The sequence below is a fragment of the Paracoccus alkanivorans genome (assembly GCF_003697785.1).
GTDB lineage: Bacteria > Pseudomonadota > Alphaproteobacteria > Rhodobacterales > Rhodobacteraceae > Paracoccus > Paracoccus alkanivorans.
On the sequence record NZ_QOKZ01000001.1, the window covers coordinates 542,475 to 566,460 of the forward strand.

Here is a 23,986-nt window from a genome sequence, read left to right on the forward strand (position 1 = left end):
AGTTTTCTCGGCTCCATCGATATCGCCTCGATCCGCCTCGGGTTAGCCAGTTGTCAACATGACCTAATGAGCATCAAGACCCCGGAAAGTGGCTCTTTTTGACTACCGGGACTCAACTACCCCGGAGCCTGGAAGTTATCGAGAAGAGTAGAAAGCAGTAATTTGCTATTTTGCATTTTTCACCGCCATGCAATAGTGTAGTTTGCAAATTTTCCGTATTTTCCTTTCCTGCTCCGGCCGCACAGAGTATTTTCCGACAACTCAACCGAAAGGCCGGCCCATGAAGGATATCCTGCAAGAGCTAGAGCGCCGTCGCAACGAAGCCCGCCTCGGCGGCGGCCAGCGCCGCATCGATGCGCAGCATGCACGCGGCAAGCTGACCGCCCGTGAACGGATCGAATTACTGCTGGACGAGGGCAGTTTCGAAGAGTTCGACATGTTCGTCGCGCATCGCTCGACCGATTTCGGAATGGAGGCCGACCGGCCCTATGGCGACGGGGTGGTGACCGGGTGGGGCACGATCAACGGCCGCATGGTCTATGTGTTCAGCCAGGATTTCACCGTGTTCGGCGGATCGCTGTCCGAGACCCATGCACAGAAGATCTGCAAGATCATGGATATGGCGATGCAGAACGGCGCGCCTGTGATCGGGCTGAACGATTCCGGCGGCGCGCGGATTCAGGAGGGCGTGGCCAGCCTTGCCGGTTATGCCGATGTGTTCCAGCGCAATATCATGGCCTCGGGCGTGATCCCGCAAATCAGCGTCATCATGGGCCCCTGCGCGGGCGGCGCGGTCTACAGCCCGGCGATGACCGACTTCATCTTCATGGTAAAGGATACCTCCTACATGTTCGTGACCGGCCCCGATGTGGTCAAGACGGTGACGAACGAGGTGGTAACGGCCGAACAGCTTGGCGGCGCATCGACCCATACCAGGAAAAGCTCGGTCGCCGACGGTGCCTTCGAGGATGATGTCGAGGCGATCTCGGAAATCCGCCGCCTGTTCGACTTCCTGCCGCTCTCGAACCGCAGCGGCGTGCCCGAGCGGCCCTTCTTCGACGATCCCGCCCGGATCGAGGAAAGCCTGGACACGCTGATCCCCGACAATCCGAACCAGCCCTATGACATGAAAGAGCTGATCGTGAAGGTCGCCGATGAGGGCGATTTCTACGAGATCCAGAAGGATTTCGCGGGCAATATCATCGTGGGCTTCATCCGCATCGAAGGCCGGACGGTGGGCGTGGTCGCCAATCAGCCGATGGTGCTGGCGGGCTGCCTGGATATCGACAGCAGCCGCAAGGCGGCGCGTTTCGTGCGCTTTTGCGACGCTTTCGAGATCCCGATCCTGACATTTGTCGATGTGCCCGGCTTTTTGCCCGGGACGGGGCAGGAATATGGCGGTGTCATCAAGCACGGGGCCAAGCTGCTCTTCGCCTATGGCGAGGCGACGGTGCCGAAAGTCACGGTCATCACCCGCAAGGCCTATGGTGGCGCCTATGACGTCATGGCCTCGAAACATCTGCGTGGCGATTTCAACTATGCCTGGCCTACAGCCGAGATCGCGGTGATGGGCGCCAAGGGCGCGGTCGAGATCCTCTATCGCAGCGAATTGGGCGATGCCGACAAGATCGCGGCGCGGACGAAGGATTACGAGGACCGCTTCGCCAACCCCTTCGTCGCCGCCGAGAAAGGTTTCATCGACGAGGTGATCCAGCCCCATTCCACCCGCCGGCGGGTCGCCCGCGCCTTCGCCTCTCTGCGCGGCAAGAAGCTGTCGAACCCATGGAAGAAGCACGACAACATTCCCCTTTAACTCTCTGGAACCAAATGCCGATACACAACGATGTGAATGATGCAGCCTTGCCACAGCCCGGCGGAGTCATGCCGAGGCCGCACAGGACCGGCTGTCTGCATGCAGATCGACAGGCTATCATGGATAATTGTCCGGCCCCGAAACCGGCCGGCACAAACCCGAGCAGTCGGGCGCAAAGCCGCCCGCAAAACAGGAGAGTTAGCCCATGTCGAAGAAGATCATTCTCGGCCTCGTTCTGGTGTCGGCCTTCGCCGCATGCCAGCGGCAGGAGCCGGAAGTCTATGTGCCGCCCGCGCCCGAGCCGGTCACGACCGAGCCGGTCTATCAGGGCAAATACGGCTGAGACAGATCATCCGATGATTCCGCGCGGGCGGCCCGGCCGCCCGCGCCTTTCGCGCCCGGTCACGATGGGAAAGGGCGCAGCATGCTGAAGCATCGCGGTTTTCCAGGCCGTCTTCCCGGCACGGACTACCAGTTCACCATCCGGCGCGAGAACAAGAAAGGCGCCACCCCCCTGACCATCCGCGAACGTTACCGCGACCGCAAGCCTGCGGACCGCCGCGCCGATGCCGGTTTCCTGGCCGCCCTGATCGAGCATTTCGGCGATGCGCCTTTCGAACGCGGGAATCTGGATGCGGGGCGCCTGTCATGGCTGCTTGGCCGGGAGGTTCTGCCCGAGGGCGAATTGGATCCGACCGATTACGCGCAGTTGCTGCGGGTGGACATATCCAGGGCCGAAGCGTCCTTTCCAGAAATTTTCAGCACTAGCAGTCTTGATTATGACGACCGGAACGGCGATGAATCGGCGGAGGACCGCTGATGCGCGATTTACTGCCATGCGGAACTTTTTCACGTGCAAGTCAGTTGGACATGCGCGAGCGCCATGTGATAGTTGCGCGTTCACTTGATCAACCGCCTCTAAAAGAGGCCTCGAATACAGGCACAGGAACAACATGCAAGTTTCCAAGATCATTCGTTTCACCGGCATTGCCCTTGCCATCGCGGGACTGTCGGCATGCGCTCAAGGCTACCAGACCGGCCTTTCGCCCGACGCTCAGCGCGCCGCTGGCGGTGCCGTCGCCGGTGCCGTCATCGCCAAGGCACTGGATGAGGACATCGCGACCGGCGCCGCGCTCGGTGGTGCGGCCGGTGCGCTGTGCGACGAGGCGGGTGTCTGCCAGCGCAGCTACTGATCCCCATCGGTATTGTGAACCAAAACGGTGCGGCCCGCGTTATGGCCCTACCGATAACAGGACAGGATATCTGACATGGGCAAGACAATCGCTCTGGCGGCCATACTCGGCGCAACCCTGCTGGCCGGGTGCACCCAGAACATCAGGCCGACCGATGTCGATCGTGGCATATTGGGTGCTGCCGCCGGCGCAACCATCGCCAAGGTCGGAGGTCGCGAGGAAAGCGACATCTACAAAGCGGCAGCCATCGGCGCGGCCGGCGGTGCGCTTTGCGACGACGTACGGCTTTGCCAATAGCATTCTGACCGCGCCGCGGAATATCCGCGCCGCGATCTCTTTGCAGCCGTCCGTGGCCATTTGGCCGCGGGCGGTTTTTTCATGTCCTCCGACCAGGGATAACCCATGTTCAATAAGATCCTGATCGCCAATCGGGGCGAAATCGCCTGCCGTGTCATCAAGACCGCCCGCAAGATGGGAATCGCGACGGTCGCGGTCTACTCCGATGCCGACCGCAACGCGCTGCATGTGAAGATGGCGGACGAGGCAGTGCATATCGGCCCGGCCCCGGCGAACCAGTCCTATATCGTGATCGACAAGATCATGGACGCGATCCGTCAGACCGGCGCCGAGGCCGTGCATCCCGGTTATGGCTTCCTGTCCGAGAACATGAAATTCGCCGAGGCGCTCGAGGCCGAGGGCGTCGCCTTCATCGGCCCCCCGGCCAAGGCCATTGAAGCGATGGGCGACAAGATCACCTCGAAGAAGCTGGCCGCAGAGGCCGGGGTCAGCACCGTGCCGGGCTACATGGGACTGATCGCGGATGCCGATGAGGCGGTGAAGATCTCGGACGAGATCGGCTACCCGGTCATGATCAAGGCGAGCGCGGGCGGCGGCGGCAAGGGCATGCGCATCGCCTGGAACGAAGCGGAAGCGCGTGAAGGTTTCCAGTCCTCGAAGAACGAGGCGGCAAGCAGTTTCGGCGATGACCGCATCTTCATCGAGAAATTCGTCACCCAGCCCCGGCATATCGAGATCCAGGTGCTGGCCGACAGCCACGGTAATTGCGTCTACCTGCATGAGCGCGAATGCTCGATCCAGCGCCGCAACCAGAAGGTCATCGAAGAGGCCCCCTCACCCTTCCTGGACGAAGCGACGCGCAAGGCGATGGGCGAACAGGCATGCGCCTTGGCCAAGGCGGTGGGTTACACCAGCGCCGGGACCGTCGAATTCATCGTCGATGGCGAGCGGAATTTCTATTTCCTCGAAATGAACACCCGTCTGCAGGTAGAGCATCCCGTGACCGAACTGATCACCGGCGTCGACCTCGTCGAACAGATGATCCGCGTGGCCGATGGCGAGGCCCTGCCCTTCGCGCAGTCCGACCTGAAGATCAATGGCTGGGCGGTCGAAAGCCGCCTTTATGCCGAGGATCCCTATCGCGGCTTTCTGCCCTCGATCGGTCGCCTGACCCGCTACCGCCCTCCCGCCGAGGTCTCGGACGCGGCCCATGTCGTGCGCAACGATACCGGCGTGTTCGAGGGCGGCGAGATCAGCATGTTCTACGACCCGATGATCGCCAAGCTCTGCACCTGGGCGCCGTCTCGTGGCGAGGCGATCGAGGCGATGCGGGTGGCGTTGGACGAATTCGAGGTCGAGGGGATCGGGCATAACCTGCCCTTCCTGTCGGCGGTGATGGATCACCCGAAATTCGTCGCGGGCAACATCACCACTGCCTTCATCGCCGAGGAATATCCCGACGGTTTCCAGGGTGCCACGCTTGCCGGTAACGATGTCATCCGCATCGCGGCAGCGGCGGCGGCAATGCATCGCGTGGGCGAAATCCGCCGCGCCCGGATCAGCGGGCGGCTTGACAACCACGAGCGCCATGTCGGCGAGAACTGGGTTGTCTTTGTCGGGGATCGCGACCTGCCGGTGAAGATCAGCGCCGACCGCGAGGGTGCGACGGTTCATGTCGAAGGCCACGACCTGCGGGTGGAAAGCGATTGGAGGCCGGGACAGTCTCTGGCCCGGATGCAGGTCGATGGCCGGCCCCTGGTGATGAAGGTGGACAAGATCGCGGCAGGTTTCCGGCTGCGCACGCGGGGCGCCGATTTGCGCATTCATGTCCGCCGCCCCCGCGCCGCCGAGCTGGCCCGGCTGATGCCCGAGAAGATCGCGCCCGACACGTCGAAATTCCTGCTCTGCCCCATGCCGGGGCTGGTGGTGAAGATCAATGTGGCCGCCGGCGACGAGGTGCAGGAGGGCCAGGCACTGGCCACCGTCGAGGCGATGAAGATGGAAAACATCCTGCGCGCCGAGAGGAAAGGCGTGGTAAAATCCGTCGATGCCGAAGCCGGACAAAGCCTCAAGGTCGATGACGTGATCATGGAGTTCGAGTGACCCCTTGGATTGGACGGCGCTGATATTGAGCGAAAGGGTCGTCGCGGCCCTGGTCGCCGCCATTGTCGGCGGGGGCGTGGTCGCGGCGGGCTGGTTCTGGACTCATGCGCTGTCCCGCAGGCGCGATCTGGTGCTGCGCCGTGAACGGATCAACGACATGCAGCGCGCCCTTTTGGCTGAAATCCGGGCGCATGTCGTGGTGCTGGAGCGGCAGATGAAGGATTCCCCATATGAGAACGCGATGCAGCGCATGCTGTCCGAGGGTTATGTTCCGATCCTGCCGCATGACGCGAATGACAGGATTTTCCGGGCCGTGATCGGGGATGTGCATATGCTGCCGGAAGCGACCATCGATTCAGTCGTGCGCTATTACCGCCTTCTCACGGTGCGAGCGGCACTTGGCCAGGATGTGCTTCGCCTGGTCAAGGACGATCCCGACCGGGCCACGGGCATGTTCTTGGATTATGTCGCGATAGAAAGTGAGACGCTGGAAACCGGGCGCGAGGCCGTGAATGCGCTGGCCGCAAGCCTGCAGCAGGGCAAGCCGATGCAGATCAGTAAAACGAGCGCGGACCGGAGCGGCCGGTGATGGGCGTCAATCCCAAGGCAGAGGTCACGTCATTGACCGACCCGTTCTTGTCCAGAAATTCCTTTCTGGCTTGCAGGATTTCCTGCAGGCGCGAACGCAATTGCTCGAACCTCTCGGCACTCACGGCCGGGGCGGAAGGCTGCTTTTCCTTGCGCAAACTGGTCGATTTCGCCATTTCGCCTCCTCCGGTCAGCGGCGGGCATATCCGCCGTCCTGCACCAAATATAGGGCCACGAACAGGATTTCGCAATCCGAAGCTGGATCGCGGTGAATTCTATGGCATTACCCCTGCCCGCCCGATCTCCTGCCGCCGCAACGGGAACTTGTCGATGGCGCGGCTGATCTCGCGCGCGTCCCAAGGCAAGGGCTTGCGCAGCTTCACCTGCCCGTCCTTGTCCATGATGACCAGCGAGAACCCCCGCGGACGCAGTTGCTGCCGCCAGGGGCCGTTCGCCTGCGGATCGGTATCGGCGATCACGACCACGTCACGCTCGATCAATCTTTGCGGGCTATCCCGAAGGGCCTGCATCTGCTCGACAAAGGCGGGATCACTGGGCGTGTCGGCAAAGACCACGACCGGGCGCGAGACCCATTGGAACTCTGCGGGCGAGGCGTCAGCCGCGTCGAACACCGGCAGCTCGGGTTCTTCCGCCTCTGGGTCGGGCGCTGTGGCCATTTCCTCCGGGCTCATCGGGCGGGCGGATTCGCTCACCTGCGCCTCTGACGGAGGCGGCGCATCGCGGGCCGGGCCCATGGCGGCCAGTGCCATCACGATTATCAGGAATTTCAACTTCATCGGCACCTCATCCTCATCTGAATATAGGGCGGGGTGGCCTGTGGGAAAGGCAGAACCATGACAAAACCGACATTGGAGGATTGGCGGAAGCTGGCTGAAAAAGAGCTGAAGGGCCGCGATCCCGAAAGCCTCAACTGGCAGACGCTGGAAGATATCACCGTCAAGCCGCTTTATACCGAGGCCGACACCGCGACACTCGAGCATATGGGCAGCCTGCCCGGCCTTGCCCCATTCACCCGCGGCCCCCGCGCCACGATGTATGCGGGGCGTCCCTGGACGATCCGCCAATATGCGGGCTTTTCCACCGCCGAGGAATCCAACGCCTTCTATCGCCGGGGGCTGGCGGCGGGTCAGCAGGGCGTCTCGGTCGCTTTCGATCTGGCCACCCATCGCGGCTATGACAGCGATCACCCCCGCGTCGTCGGCGATGTCGGCAAGGCGGGCGTTGCCATCGACTCGGTCGAGGACATGAAGATCCTGTTCGACGGCATCCCGCTGGACAAGGTCAGCGTCTCGATGACCATGAACGGCGCGGTGATCCCGGTGCTGGCGAATTTCATCGTCACCGGCGAGGAACAGGGGCATGACCGCTCGGTCCTGTCGGGGACCATCCAGAACGACATCCTCAAGGAGTTCATGGTCCGCAACACCTATATCTACCCGCCCGAGCCCTCGATGCGGATCATCAGCGACATCATCGAGTTCACCTCGACCCAGATGCCGCGTTTCAACTCGATCTCGATCTCGGGTTATCACATGCAGGAGGCCGGGGCGAACCTTGTCCAGGAGCTGGCCTATACGCTGGCTGACGGGCGCGAATACGTGAAGGCGGCCATCGAGGCGGGCATGGATGTCGATGTCTTCGCGGGGCGGCTGTCGTTCTTCTTTGCCATCGGCATGAATTTCTTCATGGAGATCGCCAAGCTCCGGGCGGCGCGGATGTTGTGGCACCGGGTGATGACCGAATTCGGCGCGCAGAAGCCGTCTTCCCTGATGCTGCGCACCCATTGCCAGACCTCGGGCGTCAGCCTGCAGGAGCAGGATCCCTATAACAACGTCGTCCGCACCGCCTATGAGGCGATGTCGGCGGCGCTTGGCGGCACGCAATCGCTGCATACCAACGCGCTGGACGAGGCGATTGCCCTGCCCACCGATTTCAGCGCCCGGATCGCGCGGAACACGCAGCTTATCCTGCAGGAAGAGACCGGCATCACCAATGTCATCGATCCGCTGGCCGGTTCCTATTACGTCGAAAGCCTGACCGCCGAACTGGCCGGGAAGGCATGGGCGCTGATGGAGGAGGTCGAGGAGATGGGCGGCATGACCAAGGCCGTCGCAAGCGGCATGCCCAAGCTGCGCATCGAGGAATCCGCCGCGCGCCGCCAGGCGATGATCGACCGGGGCGACGAGGTGATCGTGGGCGTCAACAAGTATCGCAAGGACAAGGAGGACCCGATCGACATTCTCGATATCGACAATGTGAAGGTCCGCGACAGCCAGATCGCCCGGCTGGAGAAAATCCGCGCAACCCGTGACGAGGCCGCATGTCAGGCGGCGCTGGACGAGTTGACCCGCCGCGCCCGCGAGGGCGGCAACCTGCTGGAGGCCGCCATCGAGGCCGCCCGCGCCCGTGCATCAGTCGGAGAGATCAGCATGGCCATGGAAAAGGAATTCGGTCGTCACCGCGCCGAGGTGAAAACGCTGGCGGGGGTTTACGGCGCCGCCTATGAGGGCGACGAGGGCTTTGCCGCGATCCAGCTCGATGTCGAGAAATTCGCCGAGGAAGAGGGCCGCCGCCCGCGCATGCTGGTGGTCAAGATGGGGCAGGACGGTCACGACCGGGGCGCCAAGGTCATCGCCACCGCTTTCGCCGATATCGGTTTCGACGTGGATGTGGGGCCACTGTTCCAGACCCCCGAAGAGGCCGCGCAGGACGCGCTTGACAATGACGTGCATGTGATCGGCATCTCCAGTCAGGCGGCGGGTCACAAGACGCTGGCGCCCAAGTTGATCGAGGCGCTGAAGGCGCAGGGCGCGGACGATATCCTGGTGATCTGCGGCGGAGTGATTCCACAGCAGGATTACGAATTCCTGCAGAAGGCAGGGGTGAAGGCCATCTTCGGACCGGGCACCAACATCCCCGCCGCCGCCGCCGATATCCTGCGCCTCATCCGCGAAACGCGGCAGGGGTAATCGCGCCGCCCGGCAGGGCGTTTCCGGGCCGGGCGGCATGGGCTGCCGGAAAGCGGCTGCCACGAAACGCCAGCGCGGAGAAGGGCCGGCGGCCCTTCCGTCAGGTCTTCGCCCGGCTGTTTCCTGGCAACCGCAATGCGGTCAGCACCGTCGTCAGCGTTTCCCTTGGCAGGATGACAAACATCTTGCCCTCGATCCGCAATGTCACCAGGCCGGTCGCGCGGTTCGAGGTGCCCACCCGGGTGCCGGGTGCGAACTCGATCCCTTCGATGGGCCATTCGAGGCCGGTGCTGACCCCGCGCGCCGGCCCCATCGGATAAAGCGAAACCCGCGTCCCCGGCATCAGCGGCAGGGTCAGGCGCGGAGGAGCCAGGAAAACGATATCGTCGGAATTGAGCATGATGGAAACCGGCCGTCCGACATTCGCCAGAGCCGTCAGCGCCGCAAGCGTATGGTCCAGCCGCAGCCCGGAAAACCCGACCGCAAGCACGAAGGGCGACGCGATGCGGGTCAGGCATTTGGTGAAATCGGTGCTGTCCTGTTCCGCCACACGGACAATACGTTCTGCCGGAATGATCTCGCGCGCGGCGCTGCTGATACTGTCCAGGTCGCCGATCACCCAATCCGGGGCCTGTCCCAGTGAAAGCGCCCGGTCGGCACCCCCGTCAGCCGCCACCAGGGTCGGAGCGAGGCTCAGGGCGGTCATCAGCTCGACCGGGCGCACCAACCCTCCGCCGATGACGGTCACGCCCAGTTCGGATATCACCAGTCGCGGCATCATTCGTCCCGGCCGATCCCTGTAAACAACCGTTTCAGCGGCAGGATCCAGATGATGCCGAGTCCAATATAGACAAGCAACTCGATCCAGATCGGTTGCCGCCCGAAACGCGCGTCCAGCCAGTTCACCAGCGTCACCGCCACGATGATATAGGCGGGCAGCCCAAGCACCAGGACCAGGATAGACAGGCGTTTGCGGGTTTTCAGGTCCATACGGTCATACCTTGCTATCGTCCCCTCATCCGCCGATCCGGGTGGAGGCTTCTTACCGCTTCGCTCATTGCCCCTTGCGGCGCAACGAGAAAATGATGATCACGAAGGGGATGGCAATCAGCGGTGCCGCGCCGAACGCCACGGTCATCAGGCGTTTCAACGCCTCCGGCTCATCCCATTCTCCCCATGCACCAGAGCGGATCTGCGAGACCAGATACCAGGTCCCCAGCACCAGCAGGAGTTCGAGGACAAGCAACAGGATCAAGACGGCATTCGACTTCTTCATTTCCGATCCGTTCCGGGCAACGTCCCTCTATCCGTATAGCTGACGGGCAGGGAAATCGAGTCCGAAGGCGGGGCGAGATGATCGGTTCGCCCCGCCTCCCCGCCCCGATCAGTCGGCGAATGGGTCGGTCACGAGGATCGTGTCGTCGCGCTCGGGACTGGTCGACAGCAGCGCGACGGGGCACTGGATCAACTCCTCGACGCGGCGGACATATTTCACCGCCTCGGCGGGCAGATCGGCCCAGCTTCGCGCACCGGCGGTCGATTCCCGCCAGCCGTCGAGTTCCTCGTAGATCGGCGTGACCTTCGCCTGCAATGCGGCGGCGGTGGGCAGGTAGTCATATTGCTTGCCGTCGATCTCGTAACCCACGCAGATCTTCAATTTCTCGAATCCGTCCAGCACGTCCAGCTTGGTCAGCGCGATACCATTGACCCCCGAGATCGCGCAGGTCTGGCGCACCAGCACCGCGTCGAACCAGCCGCAACGGCGCTGACGCCCGGTAACGGTGCCGAATTCATGGCCCCGTTCGCCTAGGCGCCGGCCATCATCATCGTGGAGCTCGGTCGGGAACGGGCCTTCGCCAACGCGGGTCGTATAGGCCTTGACGATGCCAAGCACGAAATCGATCGCACCCGGGCCCATGCCGGTGCCCGAGGCCGCCATGCCCGACATGGTGGTGGAACTGGTCACATAGGGATAGGTGCCGAAATCGATGTCGAGCAGCGATCCCTGCGCGCCCTCGAACAGGATCCGCTTGCCGGATTTGCGCGCTTCGGCCATGACCTTCCAGACCGGCTGCGCATAGGGCAGCAGCTTGGGCGCGATCTCCTGCAGCATGGCCTTCAGCTTTGCCCGGTCGATCGGCTCGGCATCCAGCCCCTGCCGCAGCGCGTCGTGATGGGCCAGAAGCCGGTCGAGCCGCGCGTCCAGCGTCTCTTCATCGCCCAGATCGGCGACGCGGATGGTGCGGCGTCCCACCTTGTCCTCGTAGGCCGGGCCGATGCCGCGCCCGGTGGTGCCGATACGCGCCTTGCCCGCGGCCTCTTCGCGCAACTTGTCCAGATCCTGATGCAGCGGCAGGATCAGCGGCGTGTTCTCGGCGATCATCAGGTTTTCGGTCGAGATCCGCACCCCCTGCGCCGACAGCTTGTCGATTTCGGAAAACAGCGACCACGGGTCGAGAACCACGCCATTGCCGATCACCGCCAGCTTGCCCTCGCGCACGATCCCCGAGGGCAGCAGCGAGAGCTTGAACACCGTATTGCCGATGACCAGCGTATGACCGGCATTATGGCCGCCCTGAAACCGTGCGATCACATCGGCGCGCTCGCTGAGCCAGTCGACGATCTTGCCCTTGCCCTCGTCGCCCCATTGTGCGCCGACAACCACCACATTGGCCATGAACCGGTCCTTCCATTGCCCGAAAATTGTCCGCAGCAGGGTCTAGCGCATGCGACAGGCGGGGAAAAGCGGGGATTTCGATCCGGCGAGTCTTGCTGTCGCCGAAGACCGGGGGCTCTGCCCCCGCGCAGGCCAGTTTCCCCGATGGAAACAGGCCTGCGCTCCCCCGAGGTATTTGCCACAAAGAAGAAGGAACCTGTTCACCAATGCGGCGGGCGCTGATCGGCCAGCGGGACGGTGCTGCCGGTATCGGCCTCGCGCTCGGCCTCTGCCCGCATGAGCATTTCGACAAGGCGGGTGAGCCGGGCGATCTCGGCATCCTGCCGCGCGATGACCTCGCTGAGATCGTCCGTCAGGCGCGTCAGATGGGCGAGCGCCTCTTCCAGATGCTCGATCCGTGCCTGCTGCTGCTTGTCCATCTGGCCCCCTTCCGTTAGAGCAGCCACGGATTTGGCCGGAAAGGCACAGGACCATGGCGAAGGATAAAAATAAACAGCCCCGTCCCAAGGCGGAAACGCCGAAGGGCTTTCGCGACTATTTTGGCGCGGATGTGACCGAACGCAAGGCGATGCTGGACCGTATCGCGGAAATATACGATCGCCATGGGTTCGACCCGCTGGAAACAAGTGCCGTCGAGACGGTGGAGGCGCTTGGAAAATTCCTGCCCGATGTGGATCGTCCCAATGCCGGTGTCTTCGCATGGCAGGAAGAGGCAGTACCGGGCGGCGGCTCGGGCGATTGGCTGGCGCTGCGCTATGACCTGACCGCGCCGCTGGCGCGGGTGGCCGCGCAGTTCCGCAACGATCTGCCCACGCCCTACCGGCGCTATGCGATGGGCCCCGTCTGGCGCAACGAGAAGCCGGGGCCGGGGCGGTTCCGGCAGTTCTATCAATGTGACGCGGATACCGTGGGTTCGGCCTCGGTGGCGGCGGATGCCGAGATCTGCGCGATGCTGGCCGATGCGCTGGAAGCCGTGGGGATCGGGAGGGGCGATTACATCGTGCGGATCAATAACCGCAAGGTGCTGAACGGCGTGCTGGAGGCAGCAGGTGTCGATGGCGGGGAAAAGGCCGAGGACGTGCTGCGCCAGATCGACAAGTTCGACAAGGTGGGCCGCGATGGTGTGCTGGACCTTTTGACCACCGGCCGCAAGGATGACAGCGGCGCCTTCATCGACGGCGTCGGGCTGAGCGAGTCGCAGGCCGCGCCGGTCCTTGCCTTCCTGACCTCGAAGGGCGGCGACAATGCCGCCACACTGGACAACCTGCGCGAAGCGGTGAGCGCATCGAGCATCGGTGCCGAGGGAGTGGACGAGCTGGCGCAGATCGCCGCCATGCTGAAGGCGATGGGCATAGGCGAGGATCGCGCGGTGATCGACCCCTCGGTGGTGCGGGGCCTCGGCTACTATACCGGCCCGGTTTTCGAGGCGGAGCTGACCTTCGAGATCCTCGACGACAAGGGCCGCAAGCGGCAATTCGGCTCTGTCGCGGGGGGCGGGCGTTATGACGGGCTGGTGGAGCGCTTTACCGGCCAGAAGGTCCCGGCGACCGGGATCAGCATCGGCGTAGACCGGCTGCTGGCCGCTCTGCGCGCCAAGGGGCTGGCCGGTGCGGATGCGATGGGGCCGGTGGTCGTGACAGTGATGGATCGCGACCGGATGGCCGATTACCAGGCCATGGCCGCGGATCTGCGCGCCGCCGGAATCCGGGCCGAGGTTTACCTAGGCAATCCGAAGAATTTCGGCAACCAGTTGAAATATGCCGACAAGCGCGGCGCTCCGGTCGCCATCATCCAGGGTGGGGACGAGGCCGAGCGTGGCGTGGTGCAGGTCAAGGACCTGGTGCTGGGCGCGAAACTCGCCGCCGAGGCCAGCCATGACGAATGGAAAGCACAGCCCGCGCAGACCGAGGTGCCACGCGAAAAGCTGGTGGATGAAGTGCGGCGGATTCTGGGATGACCTCCAAGCGCGACAAGCAGGTGCTCGGCCAGAAGCTGCTGGCGGCGTTCCGCGATGCCGGGGCGGTCGAGATCGCGCCCGACATCCTGTTGCCCGCCGAAAGCCTGCTGGATCTTTACGGCGAGGATATCCGCGCCCGCGCCTATGTCACCGCCGATCCGATCCGGGGCGAGATGATGCTGCGGCCCGATTTCACCGTCCCCGTGGTGCAGGCGCATATGGAGAACGGCGCGGAACCGGCACGCTATTGCTATCTGGGGGAGGTGTTCCGCAAGCAGGACATGGGCGATACTCGCCCCGAGAATCCGCGCGACAATGAATACCTGCAGGCGGGGTTCGAGCTGTTCTCGCGCGAGGCAGGCGCGGATGCCGAAATATTTGCCTTGTTCCACCGCCTTCTGGCGTCCTATGGCGCCCGGTCCGAAACCGGCGATATGGGCCTGCTGCGGGACGCGGTCCGGGGCCTGCCCCTGCCCGATCCACGCCGCGATGCGCTGCTGCATCACATCTGGCGGCCCCTGCGTTTTCAACGCCTGCTGGCGCGTTTCTCGACCCCCGCCATGGCTCGCGACTTCCCGGAGCCTCGGGCCAACTGGTCGGGCCTGCGCAGCGAGTCGGAAATGGTGACACGGATCGCCCGGCTGCGCGCCGATGCCGCCACCGCGCCGCTGCCCGCCATCTGGAGCGAGCGGCTTGAGCGGCTTTTCGCGGTGCGTGGCCCTGCGCCAGAGGCATTGGCGGCGCTGCGGGAACTCGCATCGGACTGGTCCGGGATCGCACCGGCAGTCGAACGGATCGAGACCCGGTTCGCGGCAATCGCCAATGCCGGGATAGACCCGGCACAGGTTGTCTTCGACGCGAGTCATGGCCGGACGACGATGGAATATTACGATGGCTTCACCTTCAGCTTCCTGGCCGGGCATCCGGATTGGCCGCCGCTGGCCACGGGCGGGCGCTATGATGCGCTGACGGCGGTGCTGGGCAAGGGCCGTGCCATCCCGGCGGTGGGCGGCATCATACGCCCCGGATTGCTGGCGGAACTGGAGGCGACATGATCCGGCTTGGGGTGCCCTCCAAGGGGCGGTTGATGGAGCAGACATTCGACTGGTTCGCGGATCGCGGCGTGCGCTTATCGCGCAGCGGCTCGGATCGTGAATATGCCGGCAGGGTCGAAGGCGCCGAGGACGTGTCGCTGGTGCTGCTGTCGGCCGGGGAAATCCCGCGGGAGCTGCGGGCGGGCCGGATCGAGTTGGGCGTGACCGGCACCGACCTGGTGCGCGAGAAGCTGGCCGGATGGCGCTCGGATATCATCGAGCTCGCCGGGATGGGCTTTGGCCATGCTGACCTGATCCTCGCCGTTCCCGAGTGCTGGCGCGATTGCGACACTTTGGACGACCTGACCTCGATTGCCCGCGATTTCCGCGCCACGCATGGTTTCCGGCTGCGCATCGCGACGAAATATCACCGGCTGGTGCGGGCATGGCTGGCCAGCCACGAGGTCGCCGATTATCAGTTGGTGGACAGTCAGGGCGCGACCGAAGGCACGGTGGCGAACCAGACCGCCGAGGCGATTGCCGATATTACCAGTTCGGGCGAAACCCTGCGGGCCAATAACCTGAAAATCCTGTCGGAAGAGCCGATCCTGCGCTCTCAGGCGACGTTGTTCGCCAATCGCGCGGCAACGGGGCCAGAACTGGACCGGTTTCTGTCGCTGCTCGGGGTGAATGCCTAGGCGGACGAGCGCTCAGGCAAACTTTACCGGATCACCCTGCCTTCAGCCCCTCGACCAACGCGGTAAAATGCTCGCCGCGTTTCTCGAAATTCGGATACTGGTCGAAACTGGCAGCGGCAGGGGCAAGCAGGACAGTTTCGCCCGGTTCCGCCTCGGCACTTGCGTTCGCGACCGCCTGCTCCATCGTTTCCGAGATTTCATAGGGCGTCTGGCCGATCTCCAGCGCGAAATCCCGCGCCGAATGGCCGATCAGATAGGCCTTGGTCACATGTTCCAGCCAGGGGCTCAGCGCCGCGATCCCGCCATCCTTGCCAAGCCCCCCGGCGATCCAGCGGATACGCTGGAAAGCCTGCAACGCCTTGGCGGCGGCATCGACATTCGTCGCCTTGGAATCATTGACGTAACGGACGCCCCCGATCTCGGCCACCAATTGGCTGCGATGCGGCAGCCCGGCGAAACTGTGGAAAGCCGCCTCGATCTCGCGCGGGGCCAGCCCCACCGCCCGGCAGGCCGCATAGGCGGCACAGGCGTTCTGGTGATTATGCGCGCCCGGCAATCCGGAAATCCCACGCAAATCGATCGAGGCCACCTGCCGCCCCTTGCGATATTCGGCCAGAAACCCCTTGCGGGCAAAGACCGACCAGGCCGCGCGGTCCAGCTTCTGCCCCGCCGAGATCCGGATCACCCGGTCATCCGAAGGCGCCGTCGCCAGTTGTCCGGCAAGATACAGCCCCTCGGGTTCGTCGATGCCGATGACCGCGCGGTCAGGCCCGCCTTCGGCGAACAGGCGGCGTTTCGCCGCGAAATATCCGCCCGTCCCGCCATGCCGGTCAAGGTGATCCGGCGTCAGATTGGTGAACACGGCGACATCCGGCGTCAGCGCCCGCGCCAGTTCGGTCTGGTAGCTGGACAGTTCCAGCACCACCACCTCGCCATCCCGCGCGGGTTCCAGCGACAAGACGCCGGTGCCGATATTGCCGCCCATCTGGCTGGGCCGGCCGCTTTCTTTCAGGATATGGTGGATCAGTGCCGTGGTGGTGGATTTGCCATTCGAGCCGGTCACCGCGATCACCTTGGGCGCACGGTCGAAACCGTCCCAGTCAGCGCTCGCATAGCTGCGGAAGAACAGGCCGATATCGTTATCCACCGGCACGCCAAGCGCATAGGCCCTGGCGATCACCGGGTGCGGGTTGGGATAAAGATGCGGAATGCCCGGAGAAGTGACCAGCATAGTGACGCCATGCCATGCCTCGTCCCGGTTCAGATCGGCGATATGCAACCCCTCGGCTTCGGCTGCCTCGCGGGTGTCCACGCCGTCATCCCACGCGACGACATGCGCCCCGCCGGCCTGCAGGGCGGCGGCGGTCGCCTTGCCCGAACGGCCAAGGCCGAGGACGGCGACGGTCTGATCTTCAACGCCTTGGACAGGGATCATCACTTGCACCTTTTCAGCCTCGGCCGGGGGTTTCACACCCCCGAACCCCCGTGAGGTATTTGCACAAAGAAGAAGAGTATCAGCGCAGCTTGAGCGTCGCCAGCCCGATCAGGCCGAGAACCAGCGCGATGATCCAGAAGCGGATCACGATCTGCGCCTCTCCCCAGCCCTTCTTCTCGAAATGGTGGTGGATCGGGGCCATCAGGAAGACACGTTTGCCGGTGCGCTTGAAATAGAGCACCTGGATGATGACACTGAGCGCCTCGACCACGAAGAGCCCGCCGACGATGGCCAGCACGATCTCGTGCTTGGTGACCACGGCGATGGCGCCGAGCGAGCCGCCCAGGGCCAGCGAGCCGGTATCGCCCATGAAGACCGCGGCGGGAGGCGCATTATACCACAGGAAGCCCAGCCCGCCCCCGATCAGGGCCGCGACGAAGATCAGGATCTCGCCCGTTCCCGGCACCTGGTGCACGCCAAGATATTCGGTGAAATCAACCCGGCCGACCGTGTAGGCGATCACGCCCAGGGTTCCGGCGGCGATCATCACCGGCATGATCGCCAGCCCGTCCAGCCCGTCGGTCAGGTTCACCGCATTCGCGGCCCCGACGATCACGATCATGCCGAAGGGAACGAACAGCAGGCCGAGATTGAGCAATGCGTCCTTGAATACCGGCATCGCCAGTTGCCCGCTCAGATCCGCCGGATGCAGCCACATCGCCCAGGCCGAGGCGATGAAGGCCAGTGCCAGCCCCAGGCCCATCCGGATCCGCCCGGACACGCCCTTGGTATTGTTCTTGCTGACCTTGGCGTAATCATCGGCGAAACCGATTGCCGCGTAACCTGCCGTGACCAACAGCACGATCCAGACATAGCCATTGTCCAGCCGTGCCCATAACAGGGTCGAGATGAACAGCGCCGAGAGGATCAGGATGCCACCCATGGTCGGCGTGCCGGCCTTGAGCAGATGCCCCTCGGGACCGTCATCACGGATCGGCTGGCCGGTTTTCTGAACCTTCCGCAGATAGCTGATCAGCGGGCTGCCGAAGATGAAGCCGAATATCAGCGCGGTGAAAAAAGCGGCGCCTGCACGAAAAGTAATGTATCTAAACAAGTTGAAGAGGTCGCCCCCCTCGGAAAAACTGCTCAGCCAATAGAGCATTATTTACCCCTTCTGTTGCGGAGCGGGCCCTTGCCCTGATTGCCGGAGCGCGTCAACCACCGCCGACACTTTCGAGGATTTCGACCCCTTGACCAGCACGATATCGCCGGGCGCCACCAGTTCCGCCGCCTTCGCAGCCAACTCGGCAGAGGTCTTGGCCCAGGCCCCGCGCTTCTCCTCTGGCAGGGCGTCGTAAAGATGCCGCATCAGCGGGCCCGCGGCATGAACCATGTCGATCGCCTCCATGGCCGGGTCACCGGCGACGGCGCGATGCAGCGCAATCTCGTCGGGGCCAAGCTCCAGCATGTCGCCAAGAATCACCACACGGCGCCCTCCTTGCAGCCCGGCAAGCATGGCCAGCCCTGCCGCCAGAGAGGTCGGGTTGGCGTTGAACGCATCGTCGATCAGGCGGATGCCACCCAGTTCCTCGACTGCGCCGCGGCCTTTGGGCGGCTGCCAGTCGCCAAGATGCCGGGCCGCCTCTTTCACATCGGCCCCGGCGGCGGCAAGCGCGGCAAGCACCCCGACCGCATTCAGCGCGAAATGGGTGCCGGTCGTCTGCAAGGTGAAATCAACTATCTCTCCGGATACTTTCGCCCGGCAGCTCAACATGCCGCCCTCGGCCTGGGCCCGTATAAGCCGCGCCATGCCATCGCGGCCGAACCCCACCAGGATGGCGCCAGCCGCGTCCGCGTGATCTCGCAGGATCGGAGTTACGGAGAGTTCCTCGGGAATGATCGCGGTGCCGATCGCCTCCAGCCCCTCGAAGATCGCGCCCTTCTCATGCGCTATGCCCTCGATGGCGCCAAAGGCCTCAAGATGGGCGGCGGCGACCGTGGTGATCATGGCGACATGCGGGCGGGCCATGCGGGCTAGCGGCGCGATCTCGCCGGGCTGGTTCATGCCGATCTCGATAATGGCGAAATCGCTGTCGCACGGCATCCGCGCCAGGGTTAGCGGCACGCCCCAGTGATTGTTGTAGCTGGCCTCGGCGGCGTGGATCCGCCCCTGCCCGGCCAGCGCCGCCCGTGCCATGTCCTTGGTCGAGGTCTTGCCGACCGAGCCGGTGATGGCGATGACCTTGCCCGTCATGCGCGCCCGCCCGGCACGGCCCAGATCCTCCAGCGCCGGCAGAACCTCGGGCACGATCAGCAGCGGTGCGTTATCCGGCACACCCTCGGGAATGCGGCTGACCAGGGCGGCGGAGGCCCCCTTCTCCAGCGCCTGCGCCACGAATTCATGACCATCCCGGATATCCCTGAGCGCAACGAAAAGATCGCCCGGCCGGATCGTCCGCGTGTCGATGGAGACGCCGGAAGCCACCCAGTCCCCTTGTGTTCGCCCGCCGGTCGCGGCGGCGGCGTCTGCCGCGGTCCACAGGCTCATATGCGGCCATCCAGCGCGGCGACGGCGACGGAGGCCTGCTCGGCATCGTCGAAAGGATAGATATCCTGCCCCACGACCTGCCCCGTCTCGTGCCCCTTGCCCGCGATCAGCAGGGCGTCGCCGGGTTGCAGCGCGTCCACGCCGCGCAGGATCGCCTCGGCCCGGTCCCCGATCTCGGTGGCCTCGGGGCCCGCGCCCTCCATGATCGCGGCGCGGATGGAGGCCGGATCCTCGCTGCGCGGATTGTCATCGGTGACAATGACCACATCGGCATGTTGGCGCGCGGCCTCGCCCATGAGCTTGCGCTTGCCCCGGTCGCGGTCTCCGCCCGCACCGAATACCACGATGATACGGCCCATCACATGCGGGCGCAGCGATTGCAGGGCGGCGATCAGCGCGCCCGGCTTGTGGGCGTAATCCACGAAGACCGCCGCACCATTGTCGCGTTGCGCCGCCAATTGCATCCGGCCCCGGACGGTCTGCAGTTCAGGCAGCGCCGCGATAATCGCTTCGGCGGCATCGCCGGATGCCATGGCAAGTCCCATCGCGGCCAGCACATTCTCGGCCTGGAAGCCGCCGATCAGGTGAAGGCGCACCATATGCGCCTGCCCCATCACGGAAAAACGCAGATCCTGCCCGGTGGCGTCGTATCGCTGGCCGAGGATTCGCAGCATCGCGTCCCCGCCCGTGCCTACGGTGGTCAGCGCCAGCCCGCGATCCTTCGCGATATCGGCCATCCGGCGGCCATGTTCGCTGTCGATATTGATGACCGCCGCCTCGCCCTCTTCAAGAATGTGGTTGAACAGCAGCGCCTTGGCCGCGAAATATTCATCGAACCCGGCATGGTAATCCAGGTGATCCTGGCTGAAATTGGTGAAGGCGCCCGCCTCGACCCGGACACCGTCCAGCCGCCGTTGGTCCAGCCCGTGGCTGGAGGCCTCCATAGCGGCATGGGTCACGCCGGTCCTTGCCGCCTCGGACAGAACGCGGTGCAGTGTGACAGGCTCGGGCGTCGTATGGGTCAGCTTGGCGTGGTAGTCGCCCTCGACCCCCATGGTTCCAAGGCTGATTGCCCGATGGCCCAGTGCCTGCCAGATCTGGCGGGTGAATGTCGCCACGCTGGTCTTGCCCGAAGTGCCGGTGACGGCGACCACATGTTCGGGCTGGGTCTCGAACCACAGCGCAGCCGCCCCGGCCAACGCCGCACGCGGGTCCTCGGCCACGATTACCGCACCGTCCCAACCCCGGAAGGCACCGGCTGCCATCTCGGCACCGGCGCGGTCGGTCAGCACGGCAGCGGCATCCATCCGCAGCGCATAGGGGATGAACTCGGCGCCATGCATGCTCGAACCCGGCAAGGCGGCAAAAAGATGCCCCGGCTTCACCGTCCGGCTATCGACCGAGATTCCGGAAATCACGGGATCGCGCCCGTCTCTGCCCCGCAGCCCGAGCTGCGACAGTTTCTTCGACGCCTGACTCACCGCTTCACCCGTCATTTGTTCGAAACGAGCTTTACCGCATCCGTCGAGGCAGGTTCAACATCCGCAACGACCCGGGGGGAGATCTCGGGCAGTTCCACATCGGTTCTGGCTTTCAGCCCGAGAAGCGGTGCAAGACGGCGGACCAATTCGGCCGCAACCGGCACCGCAGTCATCCCGGCAGTGCGGCTTTCGCCGCCTCCGGTAGAAACCGACGGTTCGTCGAGCGAGACCACCAGCGCATATTTGGGGTCGCTGGCCGGAAAGACCGAGGCGAATGTCGCCACCACCTTGTTCTCGTAATATCCGCCGCTTGGGCGCGGCTTGTCGGCCGTGCCGGTCTTGCCGGCTATTTCATAGCCCTCGACCTCGGCGCGCCGCGCCGTTCCACGCGTTACCACCTGCCGCAACATGCTGACGGCCATTTCCGCGGCGCGCGGGGACAGGACCTGCTCACCCTCGGGCCGCTTGCGGCCATGCACCAGTGTCGGAGTCACCTTCCTGCCGCCATTGGCGACGGTGGCATAGGCGGTAGCCAGATGCAGCGGACTGGCCGCCAGGCCGTGACCAAATGAAACGGTTGCCGAGGTGATCGCGGGCCAGCGGCCTGGCACCAGCGGCTGACCCGTGGGTGCCTCGACCATCTCGACCGGGCTCGGTTCGAACAGCCCCAGATCCTCCAGAAATTCTTTCTGACGCTCGGCACCGATCATCTGGGCAATTCTCACCGTGCCCACATTCGACGACTTCACGATCACATCGGTAGCGCTCAGCTGAGGGCCGTAATTATGAAAATCATGGATCAGGTATTTGCCGATCTTCATCGGGCTTTGCGAATTGATGCCGCTATTGGGATTGATCAGCTTGAGATCGAGCGCCTGAGCGACGGGAAAGATCTTGAAAGTCGAACCAAGCTCATACTGACCCTGCACAGCCCGGTTGAACAGCGGGCTGTCCGAAGGATCGCCCTTCAGCAGCGGACGGGGCCGGTCGTTGGGGTCGAAGTCGGGCAGGCTCGCCATCGCCACGATCTCGCCGGTTTCGACCTCCATCAGAACACCTGCCGCCCCCTTGGCGCTCATCAGCTTCATGCCCGATGCCAGCACGCGCTCCATCGCGGACTGGGCACTAAGATCGATGGACAGCGCCAGCGGCGCGCCCTCGTTCGCCGGGTCGCGCAGCCAGCCGTCGAATGCCTTTTCGACCCCCGCAACACCCAGCACCTCGGCGCTGCTGACGCCCTCGTTGCCGAAACCCGAACCGCCGAGGATATGGCTGGCAATGCGACCATTGGGATAGACCCGCATCTCGCGCGGGCCGAACAGCAGTCCCGGCTCGCCCAGATCGTGGACGGCCTGCATCTGCTCGGGGCTGATCTTGCGCTTGATCCACATGAATTTGCGGTCAGAGGTAAAATCCTCGGCCAGTTCCGCAGCATCAAGATCGGGAAAAATATTCGCCAGCCCCTGCGCCGCCCGGACCGGATCGACCATCTGATGCGGATGGGCATAAAGCGAATGGGTCAGCAGGTTCATTGCAAGAACCCGTCCCCTACGGTCGGTGATGTCGGCGCGCTGAGACATGATCTGCGCGCTCATGACCTGGGCGCGCGGCTCGCTCGGCTCGCTCGATGCCAGCGCCCCCATCCGTATGCCGACGGTGACGAATGCCAGTATGAAACAGCTTGCCATCAGGATCAGCCGCCCCTCGGCGCGGCGGCGCGCCCGGTCCTGGATCCGCTCGTGACGCAGTCGCCGGTTCTCAGCCTCGATTTCGTCGGGATCCTCGCCGCGTTCGCGGGCGCGAAGAATGCGGGCCAGAGGGCGCAAAGGGGTGCGGGTCATGGCTGTTCCTCGTTGGATACGGCGTCGGGAGCGGTGTTGCTTTCACCCGGACGGGACGGGGGGCGGACAGGGGGCGGTTTCGGATAATCGACATGGCCCAGATCGACGAAATGGTCCGGTTCCAGCGGCACAAGCTGCAAGCGGTCGAAATTCAGGTCGACCAGATCGCGCAGACGGGCGGGACGGTTCAGATAGGCCCATTCGGCACGCAGGACGCCCAGCTCTTCGCGCAGGCCCGCGATCTCGCGCTGGATATTGCTCATCTCGCTCATCGCGGCCTGCGTGCGGTAATTCTCGCGATAAGCCCAGAAGGCGAGGCCCATCACCGCCAGAACACAGGCCAGGTAGATAACTGATTTCATCGGGCACCCCCTTTTCCCGGCAGGCGTGGCATGGCCAGCCCCGCCTCGTCCGGTGCGGCGGCGGGGGCATCGGTCCGGATGGCCACACGCAGCAGGGCGGAACGGGCGCGCGGGTTGGCCTGCATCTCTTCGGCATCCGGTCCGACCGCCCGGCGGAACGGCAGGGTGAACGCGGCCGGGGCAGCCTCGGCGGCCGGAGCATAACGGCTGCCTCCGCCACTACTGCCCGAACGCGCCTGCATGAAGCGCTTGACGATCCGGTCCTCCAGCGAATGGAAACTGACTACGGCCAGCTTGCCGCCGGGCTGCAATGCGCGTTCGGCAGCGGCAAGCCCATCGACCAATTGCCGGAACTCGTCATTCACCCAGATCCGGATCGCCTGGAAACTGCGGGTCGCGGGATGGCTCTGCCCCGGTTTGGCGCGCGGCAGGCAGGAGGCCACGACCTCGGCAAGCTGCGCGGTCCGGGTCAACGGGCGGGCGGCAACGATCGCACGGGCGATACGGCGGGAGGCGCGTTCTTCGCCGTAATGGTAAAGGACATCCGCGATCACCGCCTCGTCCGCCTCGTTCAACAGATCGGCGGCGGAAGGGCCGTCCTTCCCCATCCGCATATCCAGCGGCCCGTCGCGCAGAAAGGAAAAGCCGCGCTCGGCCTGGTCGAGCTGCATCGAACTCACGCCCAGATCCAGGACCACGCCGTCAAGCGGCTCTCCGGCCAGCCTGTCGAGATCGGAAAATTCCCCTTCGACGAGGTGCAGCCGGTCGCCATATTGCCCGGCCCATTCCTGTGCCATGGCGAAAACCGCCGGATCCCGATCGATGCCGATCACCTTCGCCGCCCCGGCCTCCAGCAACCCGCGCGCATACCCGCCCGCGCCGAACGTGCCGTCCAGCCAGATGCCTGAAACAGGAGAAACCGCCTTGAGAAGCGGTTTCAGCAGGACCGGGACATGCGGAGCCGCCATC

Annotated in this window: 25 protein-coding genes; 11 read left to right on the forward strand and 14 right to left on the reverse strand. The window is 64.3% G+C overall.

Annotated elements, in window-relative coordinates; all coding sequences use genetic code 11:
• The first annotated feature begins 280 nt into the window (after positions 1-280).
• The 7 genes from C9E81_RS02730 (at position 281) to C9E81_RS02755 (ending at position 5,995) form a co-directional block, all read left to right on the forward strand.
• Positions 281-1,813 carry an acyl-CoA carboxylase subunit beta gene (locus C9E81_RS02730; protein WP_122110762.1) on the forward strand — a complete coding sequence of 511 codons (1,533 nt, stop codon included), beginning with the start codon at positions 281-283 and terminating at the stop codon, positions 1,811-1,813.
• Between the two features lie 205 nt (positions 1,814-2,018).
• Positions 2,019-2,156 carry a hypothetical protein gene (locus C9E81_RS22820; RefSeq protein ID WP_166461795.1) on the forward strand — a complete coding sequence of 46 codons (138 nt, stop codon included), beginning with the start codon at positions 2,019-2,021 and terminating at the stop codon, positions 2,154-2,156.
• Between the two features lie 81 nt (positions 2,157-2,237).
• Entirely contained in the window at positions 2,238-2,633 is a 396-nt protein-coding gene (locus C9E81_RS02735; RefSeq protein WP_122110763.1) for a hypothetical protein, read from the forward strand.
• Between the two features lie 133 nt (positions 2,634-2,766).
• Positions 2,767-3,006 carry a hypothetical protein gene (locus C9E81_RS02740; protein WP_122110764.1) on the forward strand — a complete coding sequence of 80 codons (240 nt, stop codon included), beginning with the start codon at positions 2,767-2,769 and terminating at the stop codon, positions 3,004-3,006.
• A gap of 75 nt (positions 3,007-3,081) precedes the next feature.
• Positions 3,082-3,303 carry a hypothetical protein gene (locus tag C9E81_RS02745; RefSeq protein ID WP_122110765.1) on the forward strand — a complete coding sequence of 74 codons (222 nt, stop codon included), beginning with the start codon at positions 3,082-3,084 and terminating at the stop codon, positions 3,301-3,303.
• Between the two features lie 105 nt (positions 3,304-3,408).
• Positions 3,409-5,406: an acetyl-CoA carboxylase biotin carboxylase subunit gene (locus C9E81_RS02750; protein ID WP_122110766.1), complete on the forward strand. Its 1,998-nt coding sequence runs from the start codon at positions 3,409-3,411 to the stop codon at positions 5,404-5,406.
• Between the two features lie 25 nt (positions 5,407-5,431).
• A complete protein-coding gene (locus C9E81_RS02755) occupies positions 5,432-5,995 on the forward strand; it encodes a hypothetical protein (RefSeq protein WP_147457549.1) in 564 nt (187 codons plus the stop codon).
• On the opposite strand, the gene C9E81_RS02760 is transcribed toward C9E81_RS02755, so the two are convergent.
• Together C9E81_RS02760 and C9E81_RS02765 are read right to left on the reverse strand one after the other, a co-directional pair.
• Entirely contained in the window at positions 5,961-6,170 is a 210-nt protein-coding gene (locus C9E81_RS02760) for a hypothetical protein (protein ID WP_122110768.1), read from the reverse strand. The genes C9E81_RS02755 and C9E81_RS02760 overlap by 35 nt on opposite strands.
• Positions 6,171-6,269: 99 nt before the next feature.
• A complete protein-coding gene (locus C9E81_RS02765; protein ID WP_122110769.1) occupies positions 6,270-6,791 on the reverse strand; it encodes a DUF4174 domain-containing protein in 522 nt (173 codons plus the stop codon).
• A 57-nt stretch (positions 6,792-6,848) separates the two neighbouring features.
• Between C9E81_RS02765 and scpA the strand changes: the two genes are divergently transcribed.
• Positions 6,849-8,984, forward strand: a complete 2,136-nt coding sequence (gene scpA, locus C9E81_RS02770) for a methylmalonyl-CoA mutase (protein WP_122110770.1) — start codon at positions 6,849-6,851, stop codon at positions 8,982-8,984.
• Positions 8,985-9,084: 100 nt separating this feature from the next.
• Here the strand turns inward: scpA and C9E81_RS02775 are convergent, their stop codons facing one another.
• The 5 genes from C9E81_RS02775 to C9E81_RS02795 all read right to left on the reverse strand — a co-directional run bounded on the left by C9E81_RS02775 (position 9,085) and on the right by C9E81_RS02795 (position 12,080).
• Complete coding sequence (locus C9E81_RS02775) at positions 9,085-9,765, reverse strand: thiamine diphosphokinase (protein WP_122110771.1); 681 nt, start codon at positions 9,763-9,765, stop codon at positions 9,085-9,087.
• Positions 9,762-9,974, reverse strand: a complete 213-nt coding sequence (locus C9E81_RS02780) for a DUF2842 domain-containing protein (RefSeq protein WP_122110772.1) — start codon at positions 9,972-9,974, stop codon at positions 9,762-9,764. The genes C9E81_RS02775 and C9E81_RS02780 overlap by 4 nt, the downstream gene beginning before the upstream one ends.
• A gap of 64 nt (positions 9,975-10,038) precedes the next feature.
• Positions 10,039-10,260, reverse strand: coding sequence for a hypothetical protein (locus tag C9E81_RS02785; RefSeq protein WP_122110773.1), 222 nt, complete (start codon positions 10,258-10,260; stop codon positions 10,039-10,041).
• Positions 10,261-10,368: 108 nt separating this feature from the next.
• A complete protein-coding gene (locus C9E81_RS02790) occupies positions 10,369-11,661 on the reverse strand; it encodes an adenylosuccinate synthase (protein WP_122110774.1) in 1,293 nt (430 codons plus the stop codon).
• 200 nt (positions 11,662-11,861) lie between these two features.
• Positions 11,862-12,080 carry a SlyX family protein gene (locus tag C9E81_RS02795; protein WP_122110775.1) on the reverse strand — a complete coding sequence of 73 codons (219 nt, stop codon included), beginning with the start codon at positions 12,078-12,080 and terminating at the stop codon, positions 11,862-11,864.
• A 53-nt stretch (positions 12,081-12,133) separates the two neighbouring features.
• On the opposite strand from C9E81_RS02795, the gene hisS reads away from it, so the two are divergent.
• Genes hisS through hisG form a run of 3 tightly spaced genes read left to right on the forward strand, consistent with a single transcriptional unit; the run spans position 12,134 to position 15,350 of the window.
• Positions 12,134-13,618 carry a histidine--tRNA ligase gene (gene hisS, locus C9E81_RS02800; RefSeq protein ID WP_122110776.1) on the forward strand — a complete coding sequence of 495 codons (1,485 nt, stop codon included), beginning with the start codon at positions 12,134-12,136 and terminating at the stop codon, positions 13,616-13,618.
• Positions 13,615-14,673: an ATP phosphoribosyltransferase regulatory subunit gene (locus C9E81_RS02805; RefSeq protein WP_122110777.1), complete on the forward strand. Its 1,059-nt coding sequence runs from the start codon at positions 13,615-13,617 to the stop codon at positions 14,671-14,673. The genes hisS and C9E81_RS02805 overlap by 4 nt, the downstream gene beginning before the upstream one ends.
• A complete protein-coding gene (gene hisG, locus C9E81_RS02810) occupies positions 14,670-15,350 on the forward strand; it encodes an ATP phosphoribosyltransferase (protein WP_122110778.1) in 681 nt (226 codons plus the stop codon). The genes C9E81_RS02805 and hisG overlap by 4 nt, the downstream gene beginning before the upstream one ends.
• 31 nt (positions 15,351-15,381) lie before the next feature.
• Here hisG and murD read toward each other — a convergent pair whose 3' ends face one another.
• From murD to rsmH, 7 genes are all read right to left on the reverse strand, one after another.
• A complete protein-coding gene (murD, locus tag C9E81_RS02815) occupies positions 15,382-16,785 on the reverse strand; it encodes a UDP-N-acetylmuramoyl-L-alanine--D-glutamate ligase (protein WP_122110779.1) in 1,404 nt (467 codons plus the stop codon).
• Positions 16,786-16,864: 79 nt separating this feature from the next.
• On the reverse strand, positions 16,865-17,947 hold the full coding sequence (mraY, locus tag C9E81_RS02820; RefSeq protein WP_122110780.1) for a phospho-N-acetylmuramoyl-pentapeptide-transferase: 1,083 nt from the start codon (positions 17,945-17,947) through the stop codon (positions 16,865-16,867).
• 3 nt (positions 17,948-17,950) lie between these two features.
• Complete coding sequence (locus tag C9E81_RS02825) at positions 17,951-19,333, reverse strand: UDP-N-acetylmuramoyl-tripeptide--D-alanyl-D-alanine ligase (protein WP_122110781.1); 1,383 nt, start codon at positions 19,331-19,333, stop codon at positions 17,951-17,953.
• Entirely contained in the window at positions 19,330-20,829 is a 1,500-nt protein-coding gene (locus C9E81_RS02830) for a UDP-N-acetylmuramoyl-L-alanyl-D-glutamate--2,6-diaminopimelate ligase (RefSeq protein ID WP_122110782.1), read from the reverse strand. Before C9E81_RS02830 ends, C9E81_RS02825 begins: the two co-directional genes overlap by 4 nt.
• Entirely contained in the window at positions 20,826-22,655 is a 1,830-nt protein-coding gene (locus tag C9E81_RS02835; protein ID WP_122110783.1) for a peptidoglycan D,D-transpeptidase FtsI family protein, read from the reverse strand. Before C9E81_RS02835 ends, C9E81_RS02830 begins: the two co-directional genes overlap by 4 nt.
• Positions 22,652-23,017 carry a cell division protein FtsL gene (gene ftsL / locus C9E81_RS02840; protein WP_122110784.1) on the reverse strand — a complete coding sequence of 122 codons (366 nt, stop codon included), beginning with the start codon at positions 23,015-23,017 and terminating at the stop codon, positions 22,652-22,654. The genes C9E81_RS02835 and ftsL overlap by 4 nt, the downstream gene beginning before the upstream one ends.
• On the reverse strand, positions 23,014-23,985 hold the full coding sequence (gene rsmH, locus C9E81_RS02845; protein WP_122110785.1) for a 16S rRNA (cytosine(1402)-N(4))-methyltransferase RsmH: 972 nt from the start codon (positions 23,983-23,985) through the stop codon (positions 23,014-23,016). Before rsmH ends, ftsL begins: the two co-directional genes overlap by 4 nt.
• Position 23,986 lies beyond the last annotated feature (1 nt).